24 protein-coding genes are annotated in these 26,502 nt (G+C 71.3%); 12 read left to right on the top strand and 12 right to left on the bottom strand.

The window, feature by feature from the left end; all coding sequences use genetic code 11:
- Position 1: 1 nt before the first annotated feature.
- Genes AMK26_RS34790 through AMK26_RS34780 form a run of 3 tightly spaced genes read right to left on the bottom strand, consistent with a single transcriptional unit; the run spans position 2 to position 3,521 of the window.
- Positions 2–1,216 carry an acetyl-CoA C-acetyltransferase gene (locus AMK26_RS34790; RefSeq protein ID WP_073760144.1) on the bottom strand — a complete coding sequence of 405 codons (1,215 nt, stop codon included), beginning with the start codon at positions 1,214–1,216 and terminating at the stop codon, positions 2–4.
- A gap of 23 nt (positions 1,217–1,239) precedes the next feature.
- Positions 1,240–2,382, bottom strand: coding sequence for an acyl-CoA dehydrogenase family protein (locus AMK26_RS34785; RefSeq protein WP_073760142.1), 1,143 nt, complete (start codon positions 2,380–2,382; stop codon positions 1,240–1,242).
- Complete coding sequence (locus tag AMK26_RS34780) at positions 2,379–3,521, bottom strand: CaiB/BaiF CoA transferase family protein (RefSeq protein ID WP_198944246.1); 1,143 nt, start codon at positions 3,519–3,521, stop codon at positions 2,379–2,381. Before AMK26_RS34780 ends, AMK26_RS34785 begins: the two co-directional genes overlap by 4 nt.
- A gap of 170 nt (positions 3,522–3,691) precedes the next feature.
- Here AMK26_RS34780 and AMK26_RS34775 point away from each other — a divergent pair, with 170 nt between their 5' ends.
- The gene (locus AMK26_RS34775; protein ID WP_073760140.1) at positions 3,692–4,882 is read left to right on the top strand and encodes a saccharopine dehydrogenase family protein; all 1,191 of its coding nucleotides are present in this window, start codon (positions 3,692–3,694) and stop codon (positions 4,880–4,882) included.
- A gap of 14 nt (positions 4,883–4,896) precedes the next feature.
- On the opposite strand, the gene AMK26_RS34770 is transcribed toward AMK26_RS34775, so the two are convergent.
- The gene (locus AMK26_RS34770; protein WP_073760138.1) at positions 4,897–5,274 is read right to left on the bottom strand and encodes a VOC family protein; all 378 of its coding nucleotides are present in this window, start codon (positions 5,272–5,274) and stop codon (positions 4,897–4,899) included.
- Positions 5,271–5,960 carry an endonuclease V gene (locus tag AMK26_RS34765; protein ID WP_073760137.1) on the bottom strand — a complete coding sequence of 230 codons (690 nt, stop codon included), beginning with the start codon at positions 5,958–5,960 and terminating at the stop codon, positions 5,271–5,273. Before AMK26_RS34765 ends, AMK26_RS34770 begins: the two co-directional genes overlap by 4 nt.
- A gap of 82 nt (positions 5,961–6,042) precedes the next feature.
- On the opposite strand from AMK26_RS34765, the gene AMK26_RS34760 reads away from it, so the two are divergent.
- On the top strand, positions 6,043–6,348 hold the full coding sequence (locus AMK26_RS34760) for a YciI family protein (protein ID WP_073760136.1): 306 nt from the start codon (positions 6,043–6,045) through the stop codon (positions 6,346–6,348).
- Between the two features lie 120 nt (positions 6,349–6,468).
- Here the strand turns inward: AMK26_RS34760 and AMK26_RS34755 are convergent, their stop codons facing one another.
- Positions 6,469–6,834, bottom strand: coding sequence for a MerR family transcriptional regulator (locus AMK26_RS34755; RefSeq protein ID WP_073760135.1), 366 nt, complete (start codon positions 6,832–6,834; stop codon positions 6,469–6,471).
- A 93-nt stretch (positions 6,835–6,927) separates the two neighbouring features.
- Between AMK26_RS34755 and AMK26_RS34750 the strand changes: the two genes are divergently transcribed.
- Positions 6,928–7,404 (top strand): hypothetical protein, encoded by a 477-nt coding sequence (locus AMK26_RS34750; protein ID WP_073760134.1) that lies wholly within the window; start codon positions 6,928–6,930, stop codon positions 7,402–7,404.
- A gap of 130 nt (positions 7,405–7,534) precedes the next feature.
- Here the strand turns inward: AMK26_RS34750 and AMK26_RS34745 are convergent, their stop codons facing one another.
- On the bottom strand, positions 7,535–8,611 hold the full coding sequence (locus AMK26_RS34745; protein ID WP_198944245.1) for a WD40/YVTN/BNR-like repeat-containing protein: 1,077 nt from the start codon (positions 8,609–8,611) through the stop codon (positions 7,535–7,537).
- Positions 8,612–8,762: 151 nt separating this feature from the next.
- Here AMK26_RS34745 and AMK26_RS34740 point away from each other — a divergent pair, with 151 nt between their 5' ends.
- The 5 genes from AMK26_RS34740 to AMK26_RS34720 all read left to right on the top strand — a co-directional run bounded on the left by AMK26_RS34740 (position 8,763) and on the right by AMK26_RS34720 (position 15,519).
- Positions 8,763–9,179 (top strand): SsgA family sporulation/cell division regulator, encoded by a 417-nt coding sequence (locus AMK26_RS34740; RefSeq protein WP_073760133.1) that lies wholly within the window; start codon positions 8,763–8,765, stop codon positions 9,177–9,179.
- Positions 9,180–9,635: 456 nt separating this feature from the next.
- Complete coding sequence (locus tag AMK26_RS34735) at positions 9,636–11,270, top strand: ABC-F family ATP-binding cassette domain-containing protein (RefSeq protein ID WP_073760132.1); 1,635 nt, start codon at positions 9,636–9,638, stop codon at positions 11,268–11,270.
- A 55-nt stretch (positions 11,271–11,325) separates the two neighbouring features.
- A complete protein-coding gene (locus tag AMK26_RS34730; protein WP_073760131.1) occupies positions 11,326–13,599 on the top strand; it encodes an ATP-binding cassette domain-containing protein in 2,274 nt (757 codons plus the stop codon).
- Between the two features lie 54 nt (positions 13,600–13,653).
- Positions 13,654–14,430 (top strand): dimethylargininase, encoded by a 777-nt coding sequence (ddaH, locus tag AMK26_RS34725; RefSeq protein ID WP_073760130.1) that lies wholly within the window; start codon positions 13,654–13,656, stop codon positions 14,428–14,430.
- Between the two features lie 117 nt (positions 14,431–14,547).
- Positions 14,548–15,519 (top strand): acyl-ACP desaturase, encoded by a 972-nt coding sequence (locus tag AMK26_RS34720; RefSeq protein ID WP_073760129.1) that lies wholly within the window; start codon positions 14,548–14,550, stop codon positions 15,517–15,519.
- A 201-nt stretch (positions 15,520–15,720) separates the two neighbouring features.
- Here the strand turns inward: AMK26_RS34720 and AMK26_RS34715 are convergent, their stop codons facing one another.
- The 3 genes from AMK26_RS34715 to AMK26_RS34705 all read right to left on the bottom strand — a co-directional run bounded on the left by AMK26_RS34715 (position 15,721) and on the right by AMK26_RS34705 (position 18,324).
- Positions 15,721–17,091, bottom strand: a complete 1,371-nt coding sequence (locus AMK26_RS34715; RefSeq protein ID WP_073760294.1) for an SDR family oxidoreductase — start codon at positions 17,089–17,091, stop codon at positions 15,721–15,723.
- A gap of 43 nt (positions 17,092–17,134) precedes the next feature.
- Entirely contained in the window at positions 17,135–17,383 is a 249-nt protein-coding gene (locus tag AMK26_RS34710) for a WhiB family transcriptional regulator (protein WP_073760292.1), read from the bottom strand.
- Between the two features lie 143 nt (positions 17,384–17,526).
- Positions 17,527–18,324 carry a VOC family protein gene (locus tag AMK26_RS34705; protein WP_073760128.1) on the bottom strand — a complete coding sequence of 266 codons (798 nt, stop codon included), beginning with the start codon at positions 18,322–18,324 and terminating at the stop codon, positions 17,527–17,529.
- A 172-nt stretch (positions 18,325–18,496) separates the two neighbouring features.
- On the opposite strand from AMK26_RS34705, the gene AMK26_RS34700 reads away from it, so the two are divergent.
- Both AMK26_RS34700 and AMK26_RS34695 read left to right on the top strand, forming a co-directional pair.
- Positions 18,497–18,745, top strand: coding sequence for a hypothetical protein (locus AMK26_RS34700; RefSeq protein ID WP_073760127.1), 249 nt, complete (start codon positions 18,497–18,499; stop codon positions 18,743–18,745).
- Positions 18,746–18,777: 32 nt separating this feature from the next.
- The gene (locus AMK26_RS34695) at positions 18,778–19,419 is read left to right on the top strand and encodes a TetR/AcrR family transcriptional regulator (RefSeq protein WP_073760126.1); all 642 of its coding nucleotides are present in this window, start codon (positions 18,778–18,780) and stop codon (positions 19,417–19,419) included.
- A gap of 195 nt (positions 19,420–19,614) precedes the next feature.
- Here the strand turns inward: AMK26_RS34695 and AMK26_RS34690 are convergent, their stop codons facing one another.
- Both AMK26_RS34690 and AMK26_RS34685 read right to left on the bottom strand, forming a co-directional pair.
- Positions 19,615–20,466, bottom strand: a complete 852-nt coding sequence (locus tag AMK26_RS34690; RefSeq protein ID WP_241838223.1) for an alpha/beta fold hydrolase — start codon at positions 20,464–20,466, stop codon at positions 19,615–19,617.
- Positions 20,467–20,599: 133 nt separating this feature from the next.
- Positions 20,600–21,589 carry a multicopper oxidase domain-containing protein gene (locus tag AMK26_RS34685; protein WP_073760124.1) on the bottom strand — a complete coding sequence of 330 codons (990 nt, stop codon included), beginning with the start codon at positions 21,587–21,589 and terminating at the stop codon, positions 20,600–20,602.
- Between the two features lie 196 nt (positions 21,590–21,785).
- Between AMK26_RS34685 and AMK26_RS34680 the strand changes: the two genes are divergently transcribed.
- Entirely contained in the window at positions 21,786–24,281 is a 2,496-nt protein-coding gene (locus AMK26_RS34680; RefSeq protein ID WP_073760123.1) for a ThuA domain-containing protein, read from the top strand.
- 44 nt (positions 24,282–24,325) lie between these two features.
- On the top strand, positions 24,326–26,500 hold the full coding sequence (locus AMK26_RS34675; RefSeq protein ID WP_079277999.1) for an OmpL47-type beta-barrel domain-containing protein: 2,175 nt from the start codon (positions 24,326–24,328) through the stop codon (positions 26,498–26,500).
- Positions 26,501–26,502: the final 2 nt, after the last annotated feature.

The raw sequence follows: 26,502 nt of genomic DNA, 5'->3' as shown, positions 1-26,502 counted from the left end.
GTCAGACGCGCTCGACGACGGTGGCGATGCCCATGCCTCCGCCGACGCAGAGCGTGGCGAGGCCGTAGCGCTTGTCCTGGCGCTCCAGTTCGTCGACGAGGGTGCCGAGGATCATCGCGCCGGTCGCGCCCAGCGGGTGTCCCATGGCGATGGCGCCGCCGTTGACGTTGACCTTGTCCAGGGACAGGCCCATGTCCTTGACGAAGCGCAGCACGACCGCCGCGAACGCCTCGTTGATCTCGACCAGGTCGATGTCGTCGATGGTCAGCCCGGCCTTGGCGAGGGCCTTCTTGGAGGCGGGCGCCGGGCCGGTGAGCATGATGGTGGGCTCGGAGCCGGAGACGGCCACGGAGACGATCCGGGCGCGGGGCGTCAGCCCGTACCGCTCGCCGACCTCCTTGGTGCCGATGGCGACGAGGGCGGCGCCGTCGACGATGCCGGAGGAGTTGCCGGCGTGGTGGACGTGGTCGATCTTCTCGATCCAGTGGTACTTCTGCAGGGCCACGGCGTCGAAGCCGCCCATGTCTCCGATGGCCGCGAAGGAGGGCTTGAGGGAGGCGAGCGAGTCGGCGGTGGTGCCGGGCCGCATGTGCTCGTCGTGGTCGAGGACGACCAGGCCGGCGCGGTCCTTGACGGGCACGACGGACCGGTCGAAGCGGCCGTCCTTCCAGGCGGTGGCGGCCCGTTCCTGCGAGAGCGCGGCGTACTCGTCGACGTCGCGCCGCGAGTAGCCCTCGATGGTGGCGATCAGGTCGGCGCCGATGCCCTGGGGGACGAAGTTGGTGTCCCAGTTGGTCATCGGGTCGGCGAACCAGGCGCCGCCGTCGGAGGCCATCGGCACCCGCGACATCGACTCGACGCCGCCCGCGAGGACGAGGTCCTCCCAGCCGGAGCGGACCTTCATCGCGGCCATGTTGACGGCTTCGAGGCCGGAGGCACAGAAGCGGTTCTCCTGTACGCCGGCGACGGTGTCGGGCAGGCCGGCGGCGATGGCGGCGATACGGGCGATGTCGGAGCCCTGGTCGCCGACGGGGCCGACGACACCGAGGACGATGTCGTCGATCGCGGCGGGGTCGAGGCCGGGGAACCGGCCGCGCAGTTCGTGGATGAGGCCGACCACCAGGTCGATCGGCTTGGTGCCGTGCAGGGCGCCATTGGCCTTCCCGCGCCCGCGCGGGGTGCGGATCGCGTCATAGACGTACGCTTCGGTGCTCACTGGGCAAGCCTTTCAGGGAGGGGTCAGCCGAGCAGGGAACGGCCGATGATTTCCTTCATGATTTCGGTCGTACCGCCGTAAATGGTCTGGATCCGGCCATCGGTGTAGGCCCTGGCGACCGGGTATTCGGCCATGTAGCCGTAGCCGCCGTGCAGCTGCAGGCAGCGGTCGGCGACCCGCTTCTGCAGTTCGGTGGCCCACCACTTGGCCATGGAGGCGTGAACGGCGTCGAGTTCCCCGTTCGTGTGGTCGGTGATGCAGCGGTCGAGGAACGCGCGTGTGACGGCGCATTCGGTGGCCATCTCCGCGATCTCGAAGCGGATGTGCTGGAGCCTGGCGAGCGACCGCCCGAACGCCTCGCGCTCCTTCACGTACGCCGTGGTGATCTCCAGCAGGTGCTCGGCGGCGGCGATGCCGGCGACCGCGATGCTCAGCCGCTCCTGCGCGAGGTTGGTCATCAGGTGGACGAACGCGCCGTTCAGCTCGCCGAGGAGGTTGTCCTTGGGGACGCGTACGTCGTGGAAGAACAGCTCGGCCGTGTCCTGGGACTTCTGGCCGATCTTGTCCAGGTTGCGGCCGCGCTCGAAGCCGTCCATGCCGCGTTCGACGACCAGGAGGGACAGGCCGTGCGCACCGCCCTCGGGGGTGGTCCTGGCGACGACGATCACTAGGTCGGCGAGGATGCCGTTGGAGATGAAGGTCTTGGAGCCGTTGAGCAGCCAGTGGTCGCCCTTGTCCTCGGCGGTGGTGCGGATGCCCTGGAGGTCGGACCCGGCGCCGGGCTCGGTCATGGCGATGGCGGTGATGATCTCGCCGGTGCAGAAGCCCGGCAGCCAGCGCCGCTTCTGCTCGTCGGTGGAGAGCGAGGTGAGGTAGGGGCCGATGACGTCGTTGTGCAGGCCGATGGCGAGCCCCGGGGCGCCCGCGCGGGTGAACTCCTCGGCGAGGACGGTGCTGTAGCGGAAGTCGGTGGTGCCGCCGCCTCCGTACTCCTCGGGGACGGCGATGCCGAGCAGGCCCTGGCGGCCGGCCGCGAGCCAGGCGTCGCGGGGGACGATGCCGTCCTTCTCCCACTGCTCGTAGTGCGGGAGGACCTCCTTGGTGAGGAAGGTGCGGACGGTCTCGCGGAACGCGTCGTGTTCGGGCTGGAAGATCCGGCGCTTCACCTGGTCCCCCTGTCGTGGTCGCTGTGGATGCTGGGTACGTCCCAGTCCCGGGCGACGTCGTCGGTGTCGGCGCCCGGCTGGGCGGGCGGCCGGGTCAGCGAGCCGGGCGTCGCGGAGAAACGGGGCGCGGGGGCGGGCTGGGTGATCCCGCCGTGGTCGGTGAAGGTGCCGCGCGCGGCGAGGTGCGGGTGGGCGGGCGCCTCGCGCAGCGACAGGACGGGGGCGACGCAGGCGTCGGAGCCCTCGAAGACGGCCGTCCACTCGGCGCGGGTCTTCTCCTTGAAGCGCTCGGTGACGGCGGCGCGCAGCTCGCCCCAGCGGGCGAAGTCCTTGCGGAGGGGGGCCATGTCCGTGATGCCGAGCAGGCGGACGAACTCGTCGTAGAACTGCTGCTCCAGCGCGCCCACCGCCATGTACTGGCCGTCGGCCGTCTCATAGGTGCCGTAGAAGGGGCAGCCGCCGTCCAGAAGGTTGGCGCCGCGCCGGTCCTGCCAGCCGCCCGCGGCCATCATGCCGTGGATCATCGTGGCGAGGTGGGCGGTCCCGTCGGTGATCGCCGCGTCGACGACCTGGCCGCCACCGCCCTCCACGCGCGCGTGGTGCAGCGCGGCGAGAACGCCGACGACCAGATAGAGCGAGCCTCCGGCGTAGTCGCCGACGAGATTGGCCGGGACGGTCGGCGGCTCACCGGCCTTGCCGATCATGGACAGGGTGCCGGTGATGGCGATGTACGCGATGTCGTGCCCGGCCCGCGGGGCGAGCGGGCCTTCCTGTCCCCAGCCGGTCATCCGCCCGTAGACCAGCTTCGGGTTGCGGGCCAGGCACTCCCCCGGCCCGACCCCGAGGCGTTCGGCGACGCCGGGGCGATATCCCTCGATGAGGATGTCGGCGCGCTCGACGAGGTCCAGGACGCGCTCGGGGCCGCCGTCCGCCTTGAGGTCGATGAGCACGGAGCGTTTGTTGCGGTTGGTGAGGTCGTACGCCGGATCGATCGCGAGTCCGGCGCCGCCGGGCCGGTCGACCCGTACGACGTCGGCGCCCAGGTCGCCCAGGAGCATGGCGGCGAACGGGCCGGGCCCGATACCCGCCAGCTCGACCACGCGCACCCCGGCGAGCGGGCCGTTGCCTGTCGCTGCCATCAAACCCCCAGCACTGTGACACAACTGCTGTAACAGCAATGATGCTAAGAACGTGTTCCACTCCGCACAAGACCTGTGGACAAGCGCTTGGAAAGGACACCCGGGTCATCGCTCCTCATCCCGCACGCTAGCCTCTGCCTCCGACAACGGCGCGGACGGCGGAGGGCTGCATGGAGACACGGGACGGCACGGAACGGGCGTTTGACGTCGTGCTCTTCGGGGCGACCGGATTCGTCGGGGAGCTGACTGCCCGGTACCTCGCCGCGCACGCCCCCGAGACCTGCCGGTGGGCGCTCGCCGGGCGCAGCCGGGCGAAGCTGGAAGCGCTGCGCGACCGGCTGGCCGCCGAGCAGCCGCGCTGCGCCGAGCTGCCGCTGCTGACCGCCGACGCCGCCGACCCGGACTCGGTGCGCGCACTCGCCGAGTCGGCCCGCGTCGTCGCCACCACCGTCGGGCCGTACGTCTGGTACGGCGAGCCGCTGGTGGCCGCCTGCGCCGAGGCCGGTACGGACTATGTGGACCTGACCGGTGAGCCGGAGTTCGTGGACCTGATGTACGTACGCCATGACGCGCGGGCCCGTGAGACCGGGGCGCGGATCGTGCACGCCTGCGGCTTCGACTCGGTCCCGCACGACCTGGGCGTGTACTTCACGGTGTCGCAGCTCCCCGAGGGCGTGCCGCTGGCCGTGGACGGGTTCGTCCGCTCCAACGCCTTCTTCTCGGGCGGTACGTTCGCCTCCGCGCTCACCGCCATGGGGCGGGGCCGGCAGATGCTGCGGGCGGCCCGCGAGCGGCGGCTGCACGAGCCGCGGCTGGTGGGGCGGCGGGCCCGGGCGCCGCTCGGGGCGCCGCGCTTCAGCCGGGAGACCGGGGCGTGGGCGCTGCCGCTGCCGACCCTGGACGCGGGGGTGGTGGCGCGTTCGGCGGCGGCCCTGCCCCGGTACGGGCCGGACTTCCGCTACCGCCACTACGCGGCCGTCAAGGCCCTGCCCATGGCCATCGGCGGGACGGCAGCCATAGGCGCGCTGTTCGCGCTCGCGCAGCTGCCGCCCGCCCGCCGGTGGCTGATGGATCGTTACGAGGCGGGCCAGGGGCCCGACGAGGAGCGCCGCGAGCGCAGCTGGTTCACGGTGCGGTTCGTCGGCGAGGGCGGCGGGCGGCGGGTGTTCACCGAGGTGTCGGGGGGCGACCCCGGGTACGGCGAGACGGCGAAGATGTTCGCCGAGTCGGCCCTGTGCCTGGCCTTCGACCCGCTGCCGAAGACCGCCGGCCAGGTCACCACTGCGGTCGCGATGGGGGACGCGCTGCTGGAGCGGCTGAGCCGGGCAGGGATCCGCTTCCGGGTCGCCGACACGCGCTGAGGCCGGCGGCGCACTCAGTGGCGTACGAGACAGAAGGGGTGCCCCGCCGGGTCGGCGTAGACGTGCCAGCCACGGGCGGGGTCCCCGTCGTCCAGCGGTGCGGCGCCCAGGGCGAGGACGTCCGCTCCCGCCCGCGCGAGGTCGGGCACGCCGACGTCCAGGTGGAACTGCTGGGGGCGCGCCGGGTCGGGCCAGGTGGGCGGATGGTAGGGGTCGGCCCGCTGGAAGGCCAGCACCTGTCCGTCGTCCAGGTGGAGGGTCGCCCAGTCCGTGTCGAGTGACCAGCGGGGGTCCGGGCGGTTGACCTCGCCGCCGAGCAGCCCCTGGTAGAAGCGGGCCAGGACCAGGACGTCGGGGCAGTCCAGGACCGTGCACTGGAGCCGGCCGATCATGCCGTTGCCTCCTTGAGGGCGCGTCGGCACAGGGCGTCCGCGCGGCGGGTGGTTTCCGGGATGCGGTAGCGGGGCGTCAGGTGCAGGGTGTGGGCGCGGGCGTTGTCGAGGGTGACGCGGTGGCCGACCGAGACGAAGACCGGCTTGACGGCCGCCTGGGTGCGCAGCGCCCGGCCGACCTCCTCGCCGTCCGCGACCAGGGGGCTGGATGCCCCGCGCTCGGGGGCGGGAGGCTCGTAGGAGAAGGTGAACGGGTTCTTGGCGACGCCGATCACGGGCAGTCCGGTGAGGACGCCGAGGTGGCTGGCGAGGCCGAAGCGGCGCGGGTGGGCCTGGCCGTAGCCGTCGCACACCACCAGTCCCGGGCCGCCGCGGAGGGCGTCGAGCGCGGCCAGCACGGTCGGTATCTCGCGGAAGGCGAGGAGGCCGGGGACGTACGGGAAGGAGACCCGGCCGACGGCGGTGGCCTCCTCGACGACGGTGAGCGTACGGGCGTCCAGGACGACGGCCGCCGCGGCGACGAGGTCGCGCTCGTCGTCGTAGGCCACGTCGACGCCGGTGACCAGTCCGGTGCCGGGCGGCGGGCCCGGCTCGTCGAGGACGACACGGCCGCGCAGTTCGTCCTGGACGGCCAGTGCCTCGGACTCGTCGGACGGCCAGTCGGCGGGCTTTTCGATGATCGTCATAGTGACGGTCACTTTATGTCCGCCGGGGGGGCGCCGGGCTCGGTGACCGGGACTGTCAGTGGGGCCCACTAGCCTCGCGAGCATGTTCGTACTGGAATTGACCTACACCGGCCCCGTCGAGCGGGTGGACGATCTGCTCGCGGAGCATGTCGCCTGGCTCGACTCCCACTACGAGTCGGGCGTGTTCATCGCGTCCGGCCGCAAGAATCCACGCGACGGCGGGATCATCCTGGCCGTCGGGGACGACCGTGCGCGGATCGAGGAGCTCACGGCGACGGACCCCTTCGTCGTCGACGGCGTGTGCGCGTACCGGATAACGGAGTTCCTCGCGACGAGGACGGCTCCCGGGCTCGCCGCGTACCGTCAGCGGCTCCCGGCCCAGGCATAGCGGTCCGCGGCGCCGCTCACCGGCGATCAGTGGGTGGTCGCCGGGGTGCCCCCTGTGGCCGGCGCGCCACTCGCTCCCTCCGCCCTTGCCGTACGCCTCGACTGCCGTACGCCTCGACGCTCAGCCGACCCGGTCCGCCGTGCGCAAGGGGCAGCCGGTGCCGACGCGCGCTTCGAGGTCGGCCCTCAGGGCGGCGAGTTCGGCCATGCGGGCGTCGATGAACCGAATCTTCTCCCGCATCAGCGCCGACAGCGCCTCGGCGGCATCGGGGGCATCACCGAGGTCCCTGCCGTGCCGGGCGATCTCGGCGAGGGAGAAGCCCAGCGCCTGTGCGGTGCGGACGTAAGCCAGCCAGGCCACCGTCTCGGGCGGGAAGTCACGGTAGCCGTTGGCGAGCCGTCGCCCCGTGACGAGGCCGATCCTCTCGTAGAAGCGAATGGTGTCCTTGGAGACACCCGCTTGCGCGGCGAGCTCGCCGATACGCATGAACGTCCCCCGTCCCCCCGTGACTTGACCTGGGACAGTACTCCACTGTTTAGCGTGAGGCGTCGTCGTCGCCGGACCGGCAGGAGCCTCGCCGTGATCAGTCCATTGACCTCTTCTCGCCGTACCTATCTGCGCGTCGTCCGGGCGAGCGCCTGGTACGACCTCGTCATCACGGCGGGCTTCGCCACGCCGTGGACCTACGCGCTGGTGCACAGAGCGCTGTCGTCGCTGGGTTCGTCCCTCGGCGTCGGGGGCCTGCCCGCCATCGATCCGGTCCAGACCATGTACGCGAACCTCCTGGGTTCCGTCGTGGTCGTCTGGGCACTCCTGCGGATCGTCAGGCCGCTGCCGGCGCACGGGCTGTTCGACGGCGCCGCCCGCGTGCTGTTCGCGATGTGGCAGGCGTATGCGCTGGTGCAGGGGGCCACGGGGGTGCTGTGGTTGTTCCTCGTCGTGGAGGCGTCGTTCGGTGTCGCGCAGCTCGTCCCGTGGTGGCGGGGGCGAGCGGCCCTAGCCGACGGGCCGGCCGGCTCCGCGGCCGGGCACGCGCTGGGCGCCCCGGCCGCCTGAGGCCGGGGCGGGTGTGGCCACCGGACACACGCCACTGCCCGGGCGACGCCGCCGCCCGTACGCGCGGCTTCCGCACGCACGCCGCCCTCACGCATGGCTCCCGTACGCGCGCACGCCGCCCTGCCGGGGCCTACCCCTCCAGGCGGGCGACCCGGCCCTTCTCTCCCGAGGCCCAGCAGCCGAAGTCGGCGGCGCAGTCGACCGTGTCGTACGAGCCGGTGTCGACGGTCCGCCAGGTGCGGCCGCTGTCCGTCGTCAGGTCCGTGCCGGTGGGGCCGACGGCGAGGGCGGCCGACCGGCTGTGGGGGAGCCAGGTCACGCCCGAGCGGTAGGCGGGCGGCGGGGTGTGCGCCTGCCGCCAGGTGCGCCCGCCGTCCCGGCTGACGGCTCCCACCCGGGGCGACGGCTGCCCCGTCCGGTAGTCGCCGCCGACGGCGAGGCCGTGCGTACGGTCACGGAAGGCGAGGGCGAAGACCCCGCGCGCTGGGTCCCCGGCCGGGATCGTCGACTCGGCGACCGTCCAGGTGAGGCCGCGGTCGGAGGAGTGCAGCACGCGCGCGGTGGCGCCGCCCCCGGTGGCGAGCCACACGTCCTTGGGGCCGGAGCTGACCAGGCACTGGCCGCTCGCCGCGAAGCCCGCCTCGCCCGGGAGCGCGGCGGGCATTCCGGTGGTGGGCAGCACCTTCCAGGTGCGGCCGCCGTCACCGGTCGACAGGATGCGGTACTTCCCGTCGACCGGGTCGCTCATGGCCAGTCCGTGCCGGCTGTCGAAGAACGTGACGCAGTCGTAGAAGGCCCTGGGGTCGGTGTTGCGGAACGATTCGGTCCAGGTGGCGCCGGCGTCGTCGGTGCGGAAGATCCGGGACGCCTCGCCCTCCCCGATCGCCAGCACCACCGCACGGCGGCCGTCGAAGGCCTCGATGTCGCGGAACTCCAGCTCGCGCGCGTCCGCGGGCGACACGTTCTGCCAGCTCCGGCCGCCGTCCGAGGTGCGCAGCACCGTGCCCTTGGAGCCGGCCACCCAGGCGGTGGAACGGCTGACGGCCGCCAGGCCCCGGAAGCGCACCTCCGTCCCGGTCCCCTTCAGCTGCCAGGAGGGCCCCGCCGTGGTGGGAGCGGCCTGGGCCGGGGCGGTCAGCGCGGCCGCCAGCGCGGCCCCGCACAACCCCACCGACACCGCTCGTCTCGTCTTCCCCATGGACGTCATGGCGCGGGAACGTAGCCGACACCGGATCGGCCGTCCAGGGCGCATGAGTGACGCAGGTCACACCGACCGGCAATGCACGCGGCGACGGATTTCGTCGTCCTCACTGACGTCAGGGAGGCGTACGCCGCAGCCGTGTGTGAGGGAGCAGGCCTTGTCCACCGTCATCGAGCAGGCCGTACAGGCCCGCCTGGTCGCGTCCGCGCCCCGTATGGAAACCGTCTCGGCGACACTGCGCTACGACCGCGAGGACCCCTTCGCCGTGCGGATGGCCTTCCCCGCGCGGGCCACCCTGGAGGGCGTCGAGGTGTCCTGGGAGTTCTCGCGGGAACTGCTCGCCACGGGCGTCGAGGAGCCGGCCGGGCTCGGCGACGTACGCGTACGGCCCTTCGGCTACGACCGCACGGTCGTGGAGTTCCACGCCCCCGAGGGTGTCGCGATGGTGCACGTCCGCACCTCCGAGGTGCGCCGGTTCCTCCGGCGCGCCCAGCACCTGGTGCCGGCGGGCTGCGAGCACCGGTTCCTGGACCTCGACCAGGACCTCACCGAGTTGCTGCGCGACGCCTGCTGAGCCACGGGCCCCCGGGCTCGGGCCGTCAGAAGGTGACGCGGACCGGCCCCTCGGCGCCGGGCCCATGCGCCAGGATCCGCGGGAGAGCCTCCCGGAACCGGGCGACGCCCTCGGCCGGTGCTTCGAGGACCGCACGCACCCGTAGGCCGGTCCCGGCACGTCGGTCACCACGCAGTGCGGCTCGTCGCCTCGCCCTCGTCCGACTGCTCACGATGGCGGCACCGGTCCCGCGCCGCCGACAATTCCGTTGCGGCCCGCAGCGGGCCGGGCGTACCTTCCTTCCCGGCCCTTGTCGTCGCCGAACGGAGTAGGACGTTGCTCTTCTGAGGTCTCGAGACACCGTGTCGCACAGCCGCGTTCGGCGCTGTGCGCGCTGATGTGTGCGACCTCGGCTCGTGAGCCGTCCTGGTGTCTCACCCGTTGCCCCCTTTTTCCTTACGCAACCGGGAGACCCGTATGTCTACCTTCCCCACCTCCATCACCTGCACCGACCTGTCCTTCTCCTGGCCGGACGGCACGGAAGTCCTGGACGGCTTCCAGCTCGCGGTCGGGCCCGGCAGGACCGGCCTGGTCGGCCTCAACGGGTCCGGGAAGTCGACCCTGCTGAAGCTGATCGCGGGTGAACTCACCCCCACCGACGGCACGGTCCGCACCGCGGGCGAGATCGGCCACCTGCCGCAGAACGCCACGCTCGACACCGCGCTGCGCGTCGACCAGGCGCTCGGGATCGCCGCCACCCGCGCCGCGCTGCACGCCATCGAGGGCGGTGACGCGAGCGAGGAGCACTTCACGGCCGTCGGCGACGACTGGGACGTGGAGGAGCGGGCGCGCGCCACGCTCGACCAGCTCGGCCTCGGGCACATCGGCCTGGACCGCACCATCGGCGAGGTGTCGGGTGGCGAGTGCGTCCTGCTGCGCCTCGCGGCCCTGCTGCTGGCCCGGCCGGACGTGCTGCTGCTCGACGAGCCGACGAACAACCTGGACCTGTACGCCCGCCGCCGCCTGTACGCGGCCGTGGAAGCCTGGTCCGGCGTCCTCGTCGTGGTCAGCCACGACCGCGAACTGCTGGAGCGGGTCGACCAGATCGCCGATCTCCGTGACGGGGAGGTGACCTGGTACGGCGGCGCCTACTCCGCGTACGAGGAGGCGCTCGCCGCCGAACAGGAGGCGGCCGAGCGCATGGTGCGGGTCGCCGAGGCCGACGTACAGCGCCAGAAGCGCGAACTGGCGGACGCCCAGGTGAAGTTGGCCCGGCGCAAGCGGTACGGGCAGAAGATGTACGACACCAAGCGCGAACCGCGCGCCGTGATGAAGCTGCGTATGCGGGCGGCCCAGGAGTCGGCCGGTAAGCACCGCGTCATGCACGCCCAGAGGCTCGCCGAGGCCAAGGAGCGGCTCGACGAGGCGGTGGAGGCGGTACGGGACGACGACGAGATCCGTATCGAGCTGCCGTACACCACCGTCCCACCGGGGCGGGGCGTGCTGCTGCTCCGCGACCTGGAACTGCGGTACGGGGCGCGGGTCGGCGGCGAGTGGGAGCTGCGCGGGCCGGAGCGGATCGCGCTCGTCGGGCGCAACGGCGCCGGCAAGACGACGCTGCTGCGCACGGTCGCCGGTGAACTGGAGCCGGTGTCGGGCGAGGTGGTGGCGCACGTCCCGCTGCGTTTCCTGCCGCAGCGGCTGGACATCCTCGACGACGATCTGAGCGTGGTGGAGAACGTCGCCCGGTTCGCCCCCGAGGCGACCGACAACCGGATCCGGGCGCGGCTGGCCCGCTTCCTGTTCCGGGGCGCGCGGGCCGACCAGCCGGCCGGGACGCTGTCGGGCGGCGAACGGTTCCGGGCGGCGCTCGCCGCGCTGCTGCTGGCCGAGCCGGCGCCGCAGCTGCTGATGCTGGACGAGCCGACGAACAACCTGGACATGGCCGGCGTACGGAAGCTCGCCGCGGCGCTGGACGCGTACGAGGGGGCACTGATCGTCGCGAGCCACGACGTGCCGTTCCTGGAGTCGATCGGGATCACGCGCTGGCTGCTGCTGGAGGACGGCGAGATGCGGGCGACGACGGCGGAGGAGGTGCTGTCGAACCGGTGACGACCTGGCGAATACCCGACAGTAGGTGTCGGGTATTCGCCTTAGCGTCCCCCGTATGGCTTCAGACATCGTCATCGCGGGCGCCCGCGAGAACAACCTCCGGGACGTCTCCCTCACCATCCCCAAGAACCGCATCACCGTCTTCACCGGCGTGTCCGGCTCCGGCAAGTCGTCGGTCGTCTTCGACACGATCGCCGTCGAGTCGCAGCGGCAGCTGAACGAGACCTTCACCTGGTTCATCAGGAACCGGTTGCCGAAGTACGAACGGCCGCACGTCGACGCGATCGACGACCTGTCGGTGGCGATCGTCGTCGACCAGAAACCCATCGGCGGCAACGTCCGCTCGACGGTCGGCACGATGACCGACATCTTCTCGGTGATCCGGGTGCTGTTCTCCCGGTACGGCACTCCGAGCGCGGGCCCCGCGACCGCGTACTCCTTCAACGACCCGTCCGGGATGTGCCCGGTGTGCGACGGGGTGGGGCGGACGGTCCGGCTCGACCTGGACAAGGCCGTCGACTGGTCGAAGTCCCTCAATGGCGGGGCACTGCGGCTGCCGGGCACGTCCGTCGGCAGCTGGCAGTGGAAGCTGTACGCCGACTCGGGCCTCTTCGACCCGGACAAACCGCTCGCCGACTACACGGAGGCGGAGCGCCGGGCGCTGCTGTACGGGACGGGCGAGGGCTCGGACCTGAAGGTGCGGCTGGTGATGAAGTCCGGTGCGGCGGACGTGCGGTTCGAGGGGCTGGTGGACCGGTTCGACCGGCTGTACCTGAAGCGTGACACGGCCGGGTTGTCCGACGCGTACAAGGAGACCGTCCAGAGCGTCACCACACAGGGGGTGTGCGGGGCGTGTGGCGGGGCGCGGCTGAGCGAGGCGGCGCTCGCGACCCGTATCGACGGGCTGAACATCGCCGACTACACGCGGATGGAGGTGGCCGACCTGGTCGACGTCCTGGCCGGGATCGACGACCCGGTCGCCACGCCGATCGCGGCGGCCGCCCGTGAGCGGCTGGAACGGCTGGTGGGGATCGGGCTGGGCTATCTGAGTCTGGACCGGGAGACCACGACCCTGTCGGGCGGCGAGGGCCAGCGGCTGAAGATGGTTCGGCACCTGGGCAGTTCGCTGACGGGGCTCACCTTCGTCTTCGACGAGCCGAGCGTGGGGCTGCACCCGCGCGATGTCGGGCGCCTCAACGACCTGCTGCGGCGGCTGCGGGACAAGGGCAACACGGTCCTGGTAGTGGAGCACGACCCGGACGTGATGGCGATCGCGGACCACATCGTCGACATGGGGCCGCGCGCCGGCACGGACGGCGGAGAGGTGGTGTACGCGGGGCCGTTCGCCGGGCTGCGGGACGCGGACACGCTCACCGGACGGTGTTTGCGCCGGCGTACGCCGTTGAAGGAGACGTTCCGCTCGCCCACCGGGTGGCTGCCGGTGACCGGGGCGGACCTGCACAACCTCAAGGGCATCGACGTCCGCTTCCCGACCGGGGTGCTGACGGCCGTGACCGGGGTCGCCGGGTCGGGCAAGTCGACGCTCGTGTCGGAGGTGTTCACGTCCGCGTACCCGGAGGCGGTCGTCATCGACCAGGGCGCGATCACGGCGTCGTCGCGGTCGACCCCGGCGTCGTACCTGGGGATCATGGACACCGTACGGAAGGTGTTCGCGAAGGAGAACGGTGTCCCTGCCTCCCTCTTCAGCTTCAACTCGGCGGGGGCGTGCGGCACGTGCGCGGGGCGGGGGGTCATCCACACCGACCTGGCCTTCATGGACCCGGTCACCACGACGTGCGAGGCGTGCGAGGGGCGGCGGTTCCACGACGACGTGCTGGAGCACCGGGTACGGGGCAGGTCCATCGTCGACGTACTGGAGATGACGGCGGCGGACGCGATCGCCTTCTTCGACGACCCGGCGCTGAGGCGCAGGCTGCGCACCCTGAACGACGTGGGCCTGACCTACCTCACGCTGGGGCAGCCGCTCAGCTCGCTGTCGGGCGGTGAGCGGCAGCGGATCAAGCTGGCGACTCAGTTGCACCGTACGGGCAGTGTGTACGTGCTGGACGAGCCGACGACCGGGCTGCACATGGCCGATGTGGGCACGCTCGTCGCGCTGCTGGACCGGCTGGTCGACGCCGGCAACACGGTGGTGTGCGTGGAGCACAACATGGATGTGGTCAAGGGGGCGGACTGGGTGATCGACCTGGGCCCGGACGGCGGCAAGCACGGGGGTGAGCTGGTCTTCGAGGGGACGCCCGCCCGGCTGCTGGAGCACCGGAAGTCGTTCACGGCGGAGTACCTGCGGCGGGACCTGGGCATCGAGTAGTCCGGCGCGGACGGGGTAGGGGTGGGCGGATCACGACTCCTGGAGGCCTGCCCCATGCCCAGCCGGAAAGCCCTGGTCCGCCGCCCGAGCCCGCGCCTCGCCGAGGGCCTGGTCACCCATGTCGAGCGCACGCCCGTCGATCCCGTACGGGCGCTGGCGCAGTGGGAGCGGTACGTCGGCGCCCCGCACGCGCACGGGTGGCGGACCGTGGAGGTGGCGCCGGCCGACGACTGCCCGGACGGGGTCTTCGTCGAGGACACGGTGGTGATGTTCCGCAATGTGGCGCTGGTCTCCCGGCCGGGCGCCACGTCGCGGCGTCCGGAGACGGCGGCCGTCGAGGAGGCGGTGGCGGGGCTCGGCTGCTCGGTGAACCGGGTGCGGGAGCCGGGCACGCTCGACGGGGGCGATGTCCTCAAGATCGGCGACACCGTGTACGTGGGGCGAGGAGGCAGGACGAACGCGGCGGGCGTGGCGCAGTTGCGGGCGGCCTTCGAGCCGCTGGGCGCGCGCGTGGTCCCCGTACCGACGAGCAGGGTGCTGCACCTGAAGTCGGCGGTCACGGCGCTGCCGGACGGCACGGTCGTGGGGTACGAGCCGCTGGTGGAGACGCCTTCCCTCTTCCCGCGCTTCCTGCCGGTGCCGGAGGAGTCGGGCGCGCATGTGGTGCTGCTGGGCGGCGGGAAGCTGCTGATGGCGGCGAGCGCCCCCAAGACGGCGGATCTTTTCGCGGATCTCGGGTACGAGCCGGTCGTCGTCGACATCGGCAAGTTCGAAAAGCTCGAAGGGTGCGTGACATGTCTCTCCGTACGGGTCCGCGACCTCTACGCATAACGGAACGTAAGCGTCCATCCGCGGACCCGGGCTTGGCTGGGGCTTACGGGCCCCTTAACCTACGGTCTCGTAACCTACGAAGCCGTAAGTAATTCTCCCGTCCCCAGGAGTACCCGTATGACCCTCACCTCTCCCCACCTCGGCAGTTCGGACGTGTGGACCGACGCCCGGCTGCTGTACGCCTTGGAGGAGGTGGTCGAGAAGGAGCTCAACCGCCATCTGAAGGTCGTCAAGGACTGGATGCCCCACGAGTACGTCCCGTGGTCGGACGCCCGTAATTTCCCGGGCTTCTTCGAGGACGGCGAGGCCTGGGAGCCTGAGCAGTCCAAGGTCACCGACATCGGCAAGATCGCGCTCGTCGTCAACCTGCTGACCGAGGACAACCTCCCCAGCTACCACCACGAGATCGCCTCGCTCTTCGGGCGGGACGGCGCGTGGGGCACCTGGGTGCACCGCTGGACCGCCGAGGAGGGCCGGCACGGCATCGTGATGCGCGACTACCTGCTCGCCTCGCGCGCCGTGGACCCGGACAAGCTGGAGCAGTTCCGGATGGCGCACATGAGCGAGGGCTTCGAGTCGGACAACCGTCACTCGATGCTGCACTCGGTCGCGTACGTCGCCTTCCAGGAGCTCGCGACCCGCATCTCGCACCGCAACACCGGCCACCAGTCGGGTGACCCGGTCTGCGACCGGATGCTGGCGCGCATCGCGACCGACGAGAACCTGCACATGGTCTTCTACCGCAACCTGCTGAGCGCGGCCTTCGAGCTCGCCCCGGACCTGACCATGCAGGCGGTCCGGGACGTGGTCGTGAACTTCCGCATGCCGGGGCACGGCATGCCGGGCTTCGAGCGGGCGGCGGCGCAGATGGCGATCGGCGAGATCTACAACCTGCGCATCCACCACGACGACGTCCTGCAGCCGGTGCTGCGCTTCCTGAAGGTCCTGGAGATCGACGGGCTGGGCCCGGAGGGCCTGAAGGCGCAGGAGGAACTGGGCCTGTACATGGGCGGCCTGGACGCGGAGGCGAGCAAGTTCGACGAGAAGCTCGCCGCCCGCAAGGCCCGCATGGCGGCCCGCGGCCGCTGACCCGCCGGGCGCGGCACACGCGCCGTACCCGTGGCGGGGCCTCGCGCCGTTCCTGTGGCGGGGTGCCCTGCGCCGCGCGGCCGGCCGCCGGGCCTGCCTGAGGACCGTGCCCTCGGGCGTGCCCCATGGGCAGCCGCCCCCAGCCCGGCCACGCGGCACCACTCGCCCGGCGGGGCGAGCGGGAGCGGGAGACCTTCCGTATCACCACGCAGCCGGCTGGTAGTCCTTGAGGAAGACCCCGGCGACCGGCGCGCCCGCCTCGCCCCGCACGATCGGGTCGTAGACGCGGGCGGCGCCGTCCACGACGTCCAGCGGGGTACGGGTGCCGGCGGCGGCGATCCGTGCCTTGCGGGGCGCCGGGTTCTCGTCGGTGATCCAGCCGGTGTCGACGCTGCACATGTGGACGCCCTGGCCGGCGAGATGCCCGGCACTGGTGCGGGTGAGCATGTTGAGCGCGGCTTTCGCCATGTTGGTGTGCGGGTGGCCGGCCGTCTTGTTGCGGACCGTGAACCGCCCTTCCACCGCGCTGACGTTGACGATGTAGCGGCGCGGGTGCGGCGAGGCGAGCAGCAGCGGCAGCAGGCGGTCGCACAGGAGCGCCGGCGCGAGGGCGTTGACGAGCTGTGTCTCCAGCAGCTCGGCGGGGTCGAGCTCGCCGAGCCGGGCGGACCAGGAGTTGCGGGGCGCGGGGTCGGGCAGCAGCCCGGCCTCGTCCGTTTCGCCGTGTACGCCGCATTCGCCGTGTACGCCGTCGAGTACGAGGGCGAGGGCGCCGTCACTGGTGGCCGGAAGGGCCGGGGCGTACCCGGGAGCCGCGATGACCGCGCCCGGCAGCTCGCCCCGCTCCCCCGCGTGGAGCGCGGCGTAGGACTCGGGCGGGCGGCGTATGGTCTGGGCGGCGTTGTTGACGAGTATGTCGAGGGGCCGGCCGTCGGCGCGGAGGCGCTCGCACAGGCCGAGGACCTGGCGGGGGTCGCACAGGTCGATGGCGACGACCGTGAGCCGCTCCAGCCACCGCTCGCTGCCCTCGACGGCGCGGAAGCGGCGCAGGGTGTCGTGCGGGAAGCGGCTGGTGACGAGGAGTTCGGCGCCGTCGCGGAGCATCATCAGCGCGAGCTGGAACCCGATCTTCACCCGGCCGCCGGTGAGCAGCGCGCGGCGCCCGGTCAGGTCGGTGGACAGGGCGCGGCGGGCGGCGTTGTCGGCGGCGCAGACCGGGCAGAGGCGGTGGTAGAACGCGTCGGCCCGCTGATAGGGCGCTTTGCAGACATAGCAGTGACGGGGCTTGAGGAACTCCCCCACGGTGCCGCGCCGGGTCGGCAGGGGCGCGTCCTCGCGGCGGTCGAGCGCCCCGGTGGCGGTGGCGGCGCTCAGCACGGCGTCGGCCTCGGACCGCGCCCTCTGCCGGGCCTTGCGGCGCTTGTTGCGGCTCTCGCGGGCGAAGGAGGCGGCGAGTTCCTCGGCCCGCATACGTATGGGGTCGTCCAGCGGCAGGGTCCGTAGCCGCCCCACCGTACGGCCGAATCCGGCCAGCTCGTCGTCCGTCACCGCGCTGTGTCGCTGCTGCTCCATGCGCATGTGATCTTAAGGGCGGGCGGCTCGGCCGGGCATCCGGTTATCCCCGCCGCCTCAGCGCGTACCGTTCCTTCTCGGAGAGGCCGCCCCAGACGCCGAAGCGTTCGTCGTGGGTGAGGGCGTATTCGAGGCAGGCCTCGCGGCCTTCGCAGGCGGCGCAGAGGCGCTTGGCCTCGCGGGTGGAGGAGCCGGGGTCCGGGAAGAAGAAGTCCGGGCCCGTCTGGGCGCACAGGGCGCTTTCCTGCCAGGCGATTTCGTGGTCGTCGGTCGTGGTTCGGTTGATCGGCATGCCGAACACGCTGCCCCGCTCCCATAAACGGGACGTCAACGAACCATCAACGCCGAACCGGGCGAGGGCCGCGGTTGTTCGCTCCGTAAGCATGGGCCTCCGGGGCGTGGTCGGCAAGGGGTTCGAGCGGGGTGTCGGGGTCGCTAGGGCTGCGCCGGGGCGCTGGTGATGACCGCGAAGCGGGCGCCATAGGGGTCGGTCAGCTTGGCGAAGCGTCCCACGCCGCCCAGTTCGGTGGGGGCGAGCCGGACGGTGCCGCCCAGTTGCCCGGCCTTCGCGGCTGTCGCGTCGGTGTCGGGAACCTCGAAGTAGGGGGTCCAGTACGGGCCTTCCGCCTCCTCCACCGGGTCCGTGCCGAGGGGGACCACACCGCCGAACGAGGCGTTGTCGCCACCGCCCGCGGGGGTGAGGAGGATGTACGAGCCGGTGCCGTCGGGCCACGGTACGGAGGACGACTCGATGCCGAGCACCGACCCGTAGAAGGCCATGGCGGCGGCCGGATCGCGGGTGTACAGCTCCGTCCAGCACAGGCTGTTCGGGTCGTTGACCACGTCCAGGCCCTTGTTGGCGCCCGGCTGCCAGACGGCGAATCCCACGCCCGCCGGGTCGGCGAAGACCGCCATGCGGCCGAGGTCGAGGACGTCCATCGGCTCGGACAGCACGGTGCCGCCGCCGTCCCGCACGGCCGCCGCCGTGGCGTCGGCGTCGGGCGTCTGGAAGTAGACCGTCCACCCGGGCGGGGCCTGGTCGGGCGGGACGGTCATGGCGCCTGCGACGGTCCTGCCGTCGAGCTGGAACATTCCGTAGCCTCCGGCCTCGGGGCCGGCGGACCGGAAGCGCCAGCCGAACAGGGCGCCGTAGAAGGATTCCGCGCCCTGGAGGTCGGGCGTGCCGACGTCGACCCAGTTCGGGGAGCCGGTGACGTAACGGGTGGTCAGCATGGGGCTGAGTCTGCTGCCGGTGCGCGACCGCCGCATCAGGAGGGCGCCCGCACGTATGATCGGCCCATGACGACCAGAAAGGCTCATGCCGCGTAGGGCCCCCGTCCCCCCGCCCCCGTCCCCCCGCCCCCGCCCCTCGGCTGACGCGCCGCCGGTTCTCCCGTACCGAGAAGTGGAGATCCGCGTCCAGCGCCGTTCCGAGGCGCGGAAGCAGCATGAAAGCCATCCGTTCGAGGCCGTGATCGTCAACGTCGACGCCGGGCGGATCGAGGAGACGCACCTGAGCGCGGTTTTCCCGCGCCACGCGCGCGTGGACGCGCTTCCCGACGGCGGCTTCGTGATCGCCGATACGGGTGGCGAAGTGCGGATCTTCGATGCGCTGGGGCGGCCCTCGTGGTGGGTGCTCGACATCGCGGGATGACCGCACGACCGTGCGTTCAGTACGCTGGGCGGATGACGGACGGACGTGACGGACGTGTCGAGCGCGGCAACCAGACCCGGCGGCTGGTCCTCGGCCGCACGGTGGACATCGCCTCGGTGGAGGGGCTGGAGGGCCTCTCCCTCGGGCGTATCGCCACGGAGCTGAAGCTGAGCAAGAGCGGTGTCTTCGCGCTGTTCGGTTCCAAGGAGGAGCTGCAGCTGGCGACGGTACGGGCGGCGGTCGCCGTGTACGTGGAGCGGGTGATCGCCCCGGTGCGGGACCTGCCGCCCGGGCCGGGGCGGGTGTGGGCGCTGTGCGAGAACTGGCTCGGGTACTCCAAGGAGCGGGTGTTCGCGGGCGGGTGCTTCTTCTACGGCGTTTCGGCGGAGTTCGACGCCCGTAGCGGGCCGGTGCGCGAGGCGATCGCCAAGGCGCGCCAGGACTGGGTGGCGTATGTGGAGCGGACCCTGGAGGAGGCCCGTACGGCGGGCGGTTTCGACGCCTCCATGGACGTGGGTCAGGTCGCGTTCGAGCTGATCGCGCTGATGGAGGCGGCGAACGCCCAGTCGGTGCTGCACGACGACGACTCGGCCTACGACCGGGCCGCGAAGGGCATCCTGAGCCGGCTCCGCGCCGACGTCACGGACCCGGGCGCACTGCCTCGGCGGCCGTAGGCGTCCGGGACGTCCCGGGCGTCGTGGACGTGGGGTGTGGGTGCGGGTGCGGGTGCGGGCCCACGGGTGGAAGCCCGCGGTACGGGGTGGGCGGCGTCGCCGCGCGGGCGGACGACCACCCGGTCCGCCCCGGCGCGGCGCGAGTCGCCCACGCCTCCTACCGCCGCGTGGCCACCCCCATGGGTGAGCGTGCTGTCATGGCAGGGCGTCGGCGGTGACGACGAAGTCCACGGTCTGGGCGACGACTTCCGGGTCGCCGAGGATGCGCCGGTGGCCGAGGCCCCTGGTGACGACGAGGCGGGCGCGCTCGCCGTGGGCGGTGGCGGCGAGCCGGGACTGGGCGACGGGAGACATGTCGTCGTCCTCGTCGTGGAACAGCAGCACGGGCACGGCCAGTCGCTGGGGCTCGTAAGCGACGGTCAGGCGCTCCCATATGCCCGGCTCATCAGGGAAGAGGCTGTGCTCGACGTAGCCGCGTAGGTCACGCTTCAACCGCTCGTGCACGCCGAGCCGCGCACAGAAGGCGTCGACGAGGTGGTCGAATTCGGTGACGCCTCCGATACCGACGAGCCGGTGCGCCACGACGCCGTCGTGCAGCGCGACGAAGGACGCCAGCACGCCGAAGGAGTGCGCGATGACGGCGTCGAAGTCCCCGTGCTCGGCGTGCAACCGCCCGATGATCTCGCGGTAGTCGCGGATGTTGCTCGCACGGCCCTCCGAGTCGCCGTGCCCGGGGGCGTCGAAGGTGACGGGGCTGTAGCCCTTGTCGCAGAGCGCGCCGATGAACGCGCTGAACCGGGAGCTCCGGGACGACCAGCCGTGGACCACGAGAACCGGCCGGGCGCCGTCGCCCCACGCGTATGTGACGACTTTCCTGCCGCTCACGTGCAGGGCGCCGAGCCGTGCCCGGTCCAGCAACGGACGCTCGTCCGGGCGCACGCGGCTGCGCCCCAGGGGCTGGACGAAAACGGCGAAGGCGGCCCGGCCGGCGAGGCGGGGGGCGATGCGGGAGGTGGTGTTGAGGGCGGTGCGAAGGAGTGGAGCCATCGGATGCATGCCGGGTTCTCCTCGGTCGGCCGGGTGAGGCTGGAATGTTAGCACGATCGTTCGTACAGTTTCACGTGGACGAAAAGCCCGCCCCGGGCACCTCCGGGGCGGGCTGTTCATGGACGCCGGCCGCTCAGTGGGCGTGCGTACCGCCGGTGCCCGTCGTCGGGTGATGCGGCTCGTAGCCCGGGATCGTGCCGTCCGGCTTAGCCACCAGGAAGAGGCCGGCCATGCCCATGTCCGAGTGGCTCTGCACATGGCAGTGGTACATCCAGGCGCCGGCGCCCACGTGTTCGCCCGCGATGATCTGGAAGCCGAAGGAGTCGGCGGGGCCGGTGATCTTGTTGTCGATGACCCGGCTGGGGTCGTCCGGGCCGGTGAGCAGACCGGTGCGGTTGTCCGCCCACCGGTGACCGTGGATGTGGAAGGTGTGGTAGTACTCGCCGTGGGTGATCATGATGATCTCCACCCGGTCGCCCACCGTCGCCCGGAAGTCAGGGCTCTGGTGGCCGGGCCTGTTGTTGATCGTCATGTCGTTGAAGACGATGGTGAACTGCTTGTCCGGCAGGATGTCGCCCTGGCGCCGCACGACGACCGGCCCGTACAGCCCCTTGCGGATGCCGCCCGTGCCGTGGTCGGTGCCCACGACGTGGTCGTGGTAGTGCCAGTAACCCGCGCTGCCGGCCCGCCATGTGCCGTCCTTGCGGCGGCCGGGGGCGTGGGTGCGCCAGGTGTAGGTACGGGTGCCCCCGGGCTCGACATGACTGCGGTTCATCTTCGTGCCGTCGCTCGCGATGTCGTAGTCCACACCGTGGACGTGCAGGCTGGCCGGGACGTCCATGGTGTTCTCGAACTCGATGTGGAGCGTGTCCCCTTCGTTCAGTTCGATCAGCGGCCCCGGGATGGTGGCCTTCCCCTTCGCCAGGCCGTAGCCCATCTGACCGTCCGCCAGCTTCTCGGCGTACAGCTTGAGATGACGCACCTGACCCCCGGCCGGGGCGGTCGGCGGCGGCGTCTCGGCCGATACGGCGTCGGACGCCGAGGCCACGGACAACGATGTCACGCCGGTCGCGGCAACCGCTCCCCCGGCCAGCAGGCGCCGGTTGAAGCTCCGTCTGTCCATGCCGAACTCCCCAGTGCGGTGCGGAGGATGACGGGGCGGAGGTGCCCCCGGGACGGGCACACCGTAGCCGGGTGAACCGGGGTTTATCCACAGCCAGGACAAAGTTCGCGTGATTGGTGTCAAGCTATTGGCGTGTCACGGAAAGAGGTCTAGCTTCATCGTCGTTTGCTGTGACCACAGAGGGGTGGGTGAACACATGCACCGCGCACCACATCACCGGTCAAGATCCCGCCGCCGGGCGGCGGTTGCTGTCGCCGCCGGAGCCATGGCGGCCTCCCTGCTCGGCGGTACGCCGGCCACCGCCGGGCCCAATTACGGCGAGCCCGGTCCGAGCACTCGGACAACGTTGTCGATCCAGTCGCCGCCCGGCGGGGCCAATGTGCGCGTGCTGGTCTTCCACGCCTCGGCCACGGCTGAGTCCCCGACCGTCGACGCCGGTATCGCGGCCGTCGAGTCGATCGGCCGATCGGGCCCGGCGGCCCAGCAGTTCCGCACCGAGGCCACGGACGACGCCTCGGTCTTCACCGACGCCCGCAGGCTCGGCCGGTACAACGCGATCGTGTTCCTGACCGGTGGGGGCGATGTGCTGGACCCCGAGCAGGAGGCGGGCCTGGAGGCGTACATGGAGGCCGGTGGCGGCTTCCTCGGCATCCACGACGCCGCGCGCACCGAGCCGTATTCGGACTGGTTCACCGGTCTGGTCGGCGCCCGGCCCGCCGCGAACAGCCCCACCGCCGTCCAGCGCGCCACCGTGGAGGTGGGCGACCGGCAGCACCCGGCCACCAAGCAGTTACCGCTGAACTGGAAGCGCCCCGACAAGTGGCTCAACTGGACGGTCAACCCGTCGGGCACCGTGCACACGGTGGCACGCGTGAAGGAGAGCACCTACACGCCAGGCGCGAGCGCCAACGGCTGGGATCACCCGGTCTCCTGGTGCCGTGACTACGACGGCGGCCGGTCCTTCTACACGGGCATGGGCGGTACGGTCGAGTCGTTCGCCGAGACCGACTTCCGCGATCATCTGCGCGGCGCCCTGCTGTGGACGACCCGGCTCTCCCGCGCCGACTGCAAGGCCACCATCGACGCCCACTACACCGCCGAGCGGGTCACCCGGCCCAACCAGCCGGGGCAGAACGACCAGATCGGTGAGCCGCACGGCCTGGTCACCGCACCCGACGGCCGCATCCTCTACATCGGGCGCGGCGGCGCGGACTCCTCCCAGCCCGTGGTGACGGACTGGAACGACCCCGACATCGGCAAGGGCAAGGGCGAGATCCACGTCTACGATCCGAAGACGAGGAAGGTGCAACTCGCGGGCGCGCTGACGGTTTTCGGCAACAAGGGTGGCGGTGACGAGCTGACCAAGAACGAGGAGGGTCTCCTCGGCATCGAGCTGGATCCGGACTTCCTGTCCAACGGCTGGGTGTATTTGCACTACACACCGCACTCGCGGATCAACCGCGACACGCACATGGCGGAGCGGTACGTCTCCCGTTTCACCCTCGACCTCGCCACCAACACGCTGGACCTGGCGAGCGAGAAGGTGCTGCTGAAGTGGCCGGTGCAGATTCACAGTTGCTGTCACGCGGGCGGCGGCATGGCCTGGGACTCCAAGGAGAACCTGTACATCGCCACCGGTGACAACAACTCCAGCGGCTTCAGCTCGGGGTACTCGGGAAACAACCCGGAGCCGGACTTCAAGGGGGTGTCGTTCGCCGACGCGCGCCGCACCTCGGGCAACACCAACAACCTCAACGGCAAGATTCTCCGCATCCACCCGGAGGACGACGGGACGTACACGCTCCCCGAGGGCAACCTCTTCACCGGCGAGGAGCCGGACGAGGGGGGCGGCAAGACGCGCGGCGAGATCTATGTGATGGGCGTGCGCAACCCGGCCCGGATCTTCGTCGACAAGCAGACCGACATCCTGTATGCGGGATGGGTCGGACCCGACGCCGGTGCCCCGTCGACCACATGGGGCCCGGCCAAGTACGACACGTTCGCCGCGATCACCAAGGCGGGCAACCACGGCTGGCCGTACTGCATGGGCAACAACCAGCCGTACCGGGACCGCAACCTGCCGGACCCGGGCAAGCCGCTCGGCTGGTACGACTGCGCCAGGCCGAAGAACGAGTCGCCGAACAACGACGGCCTGGTGAACCTGCCGCCGGTCACCCCGAACACCATCTGGTACTCGCCGCAGGGCGGCGGCCCGGACTTCCCCAGGGACGCGGCCGGTGTGCCCAGCTACAAGGTGGAGGAGCAGAAGCTGTTGCTGCCGTGGCTCAAGGGCGGTGGCCAGGCGACCATGAACGGCCCGGTGTACCGGTACGACGCCACGAGTGACAGCACGGTCAAGTGGCCGGCGTACTGGGACGGCAAGTGGTTCGTCGGTGACTTCTATGACGGCGACCAGCCGCGCCACGCCGTCCTGATGGACCCGAGGACGGTCGGCAAGGGCGGACTGCCGGTGCACGCCGAGTCCCTGAAGAAGATCATCCCGGTCGGGGCGAACGGCATCCGCAACCTGATGGACTGGAAGTTCGCGCCGGACGGCTCACTGTACGTCCTGGACTACGGGCGGGGCTTCTTCACCTCCGACGCCAAGTCCGCGCTGTGGCGGGTGACGTACAAGGGTGGCGAGCCGACGCCCGCCGCCGACGCTCTCGCGAGGAAGGCGGCCGCACAGTGAGACGTTCTCCACGGATCTGGACCGCCCTGCTCGGGTCCCTGCTGATGGTTCTGGGGCTGACGTCGACCGCCGCGTACGGGCGACCCGACAACGGTCCGGCGGCAAGGCCGGCGGCCGCGGCGGAGCAGGTGCTGACCTGGACAGCCGGTGACCCCATCGACCGCTACCTGGCCTTCCCGACCACCGCGGTGGCGGGGCCGACGACGATCGTCTTCGAGAACAGCGCGGCCACCGGGAACACCACCGGCATGCCGCACACCCTGACGTTCGACGTCTCGGACCCGGAGTACAACAACGACGTCCAGCTGAACATCCTGGCCAACCCCAATGACGACCAGGGCGGCAAGCACACCGCGCAGGTCACCCTGACGCCCGGCCGGTACCGGTTCTACTGCACCATCCCGGGCCACGGTGCGATGCAGGGCATCCTCACCGTGACGGAGGCGGGCGGCGGCGAGGACACCACGGCGCCGGAGACCTCGGCGAAGGTCGAGGGCGAGCGGAACGCCGACGGCGCGTACATCGGCCACGCCAACGTCACGGTCTCGGCCACCGACACCGGCGGCTCGGGCGTCGACCGGATCGAGTACGCGGTCGGGGCGGACGGCGCCTGGCAGGCGTACACCGCGCCCGTGATGGTCCACGAGGTGGGCACCCACCGGATCCGCTACCGGGCCACCGACAAGGCGGGCAACACCTCCGCCGAGAAGGCCGTCGACTTCACCGTCGTGGCTCCGCCGACGGACGACAGGACCCCGCCGGAGACCTCGGCGACCGTCAGTGGTGAGAGGAACGACCAGGGCCAGTACCTGGACATGGCGACGGTCACCGTCACCGCGTCCGACACCGGCTCGGGCGTCAACACGATCGAGTACGCGATCGGGGCCGACGGTGCCTGGCAGACCTACACCGCCCCGGTGATGGTGCACCAGGTGGGGACCCACACGGTCCGCTACCGGGCCACGGACCGGGCCGGGAACGTGGCACCCGAGAAGTCCGTGCAGTTCACGGTCGTCGCCCCGCCCAGCCAGGACACGACGCCGCCCGAGACGACGGCCACGGTGACCGGGAGCAAGAACTCCGACGGGGCGTTCATCACCAGCGCCACGGTGACGGTCACCGCGACCGACACCGGCGGCTCCGGCGTGGACAAGGTGGAGTACTCCCTGGACGGCGGGCCGTACCTGGCGTACACGGCACCGGTCGTCGTGGACCGGGTGGGCTACCACACGGTGCTGCACCGGGCCACCGACAAGGCCGGCAACACCTCGGCCGCCAAGCAGGTCGCCTTCGACGTCGCGGAGGGCGGCGGCGTACCGGCGCCCAACTGCCCGGAGTACGACGAGCGGCTCACCGTCATCGTGGGCACGGTCGACAGCGGTGTACCGAACCGGATGACGCGCGGCCGGTGCACCATCAACGAGCTGATCGAGGACGAGAAGGACTGGTCGTCGCACGCGCTGTTCCTCAAGCACGTGGACGCGGTGCTCGACAAGCTCCTCGCGGAGGGGGTCATCGACGCCCGCGAGCACCGGACGATCTACCGCGCGGCAAAGGAGTCAGGGATCGGCAAGCCGGGCCAGACCACCGGCTACCGCACCCTGTTCGACGGCTCCGCGGAGACCTTCGCCAGGTGGCAGCACGTGGGCGGCGGGAAGTTCGCCCTCAACGGCGACGGCTCGATGACCAGCAGCACCACGGTCCCGGGCATGGGCATGCTGTGGTTCCCGCAGCGGCAGTACGGGGACTTCTCGCTGAAGCTCCAGTGGCGGGACGACGCCCCGGGCTCCGGCAACGCCAACTCCGGCGTCTTCGTCCGCTTCCCGAACGTCCACAACCACCCGGAGGAACCCCGGCCGGAGTGGGTCGCCATCAAGTTCGGGCACGAGGTCCAGGTCCTGGACCGGCCGGACGGCGACATGTACAAGACGGGCTCAATCTACGGGTTCGACCGGGTGGGGCTCGGTGGCGCGGGCGTCACCCCGAAGGGCACCTGGAACGATTACGAGGTCCGGGTGGAGGGCCAGCACTACTCGGTCTTCCGCAACGGTGTCCTGATCAACGAGTTCGACAACACCGCCGGCCAGGAGTTCTCCCCGCCGCGCGACGGTGACCCCGGCACGGACGGCCGGCGGTACGCCACCGGCTACATAGGCCTCCAGGTCCACGGCACGACGGATGTGATCTCCTACCGCGACATCCGGGTCAAGGAGCTCTGAGA

This window comes from Streptomyces sp. CB03234 (genome assembly GCF_001905885.1).
GTDB lineage: Bacteria > Actinomycetota > Actinomycetes > Streptomycetales > Streptomycetaceae > Streptomyces.
Note: the sequence above shows the minus strand (reverse complement) of the source record. Positions and strands in the feature narration are given on the sequence as shown.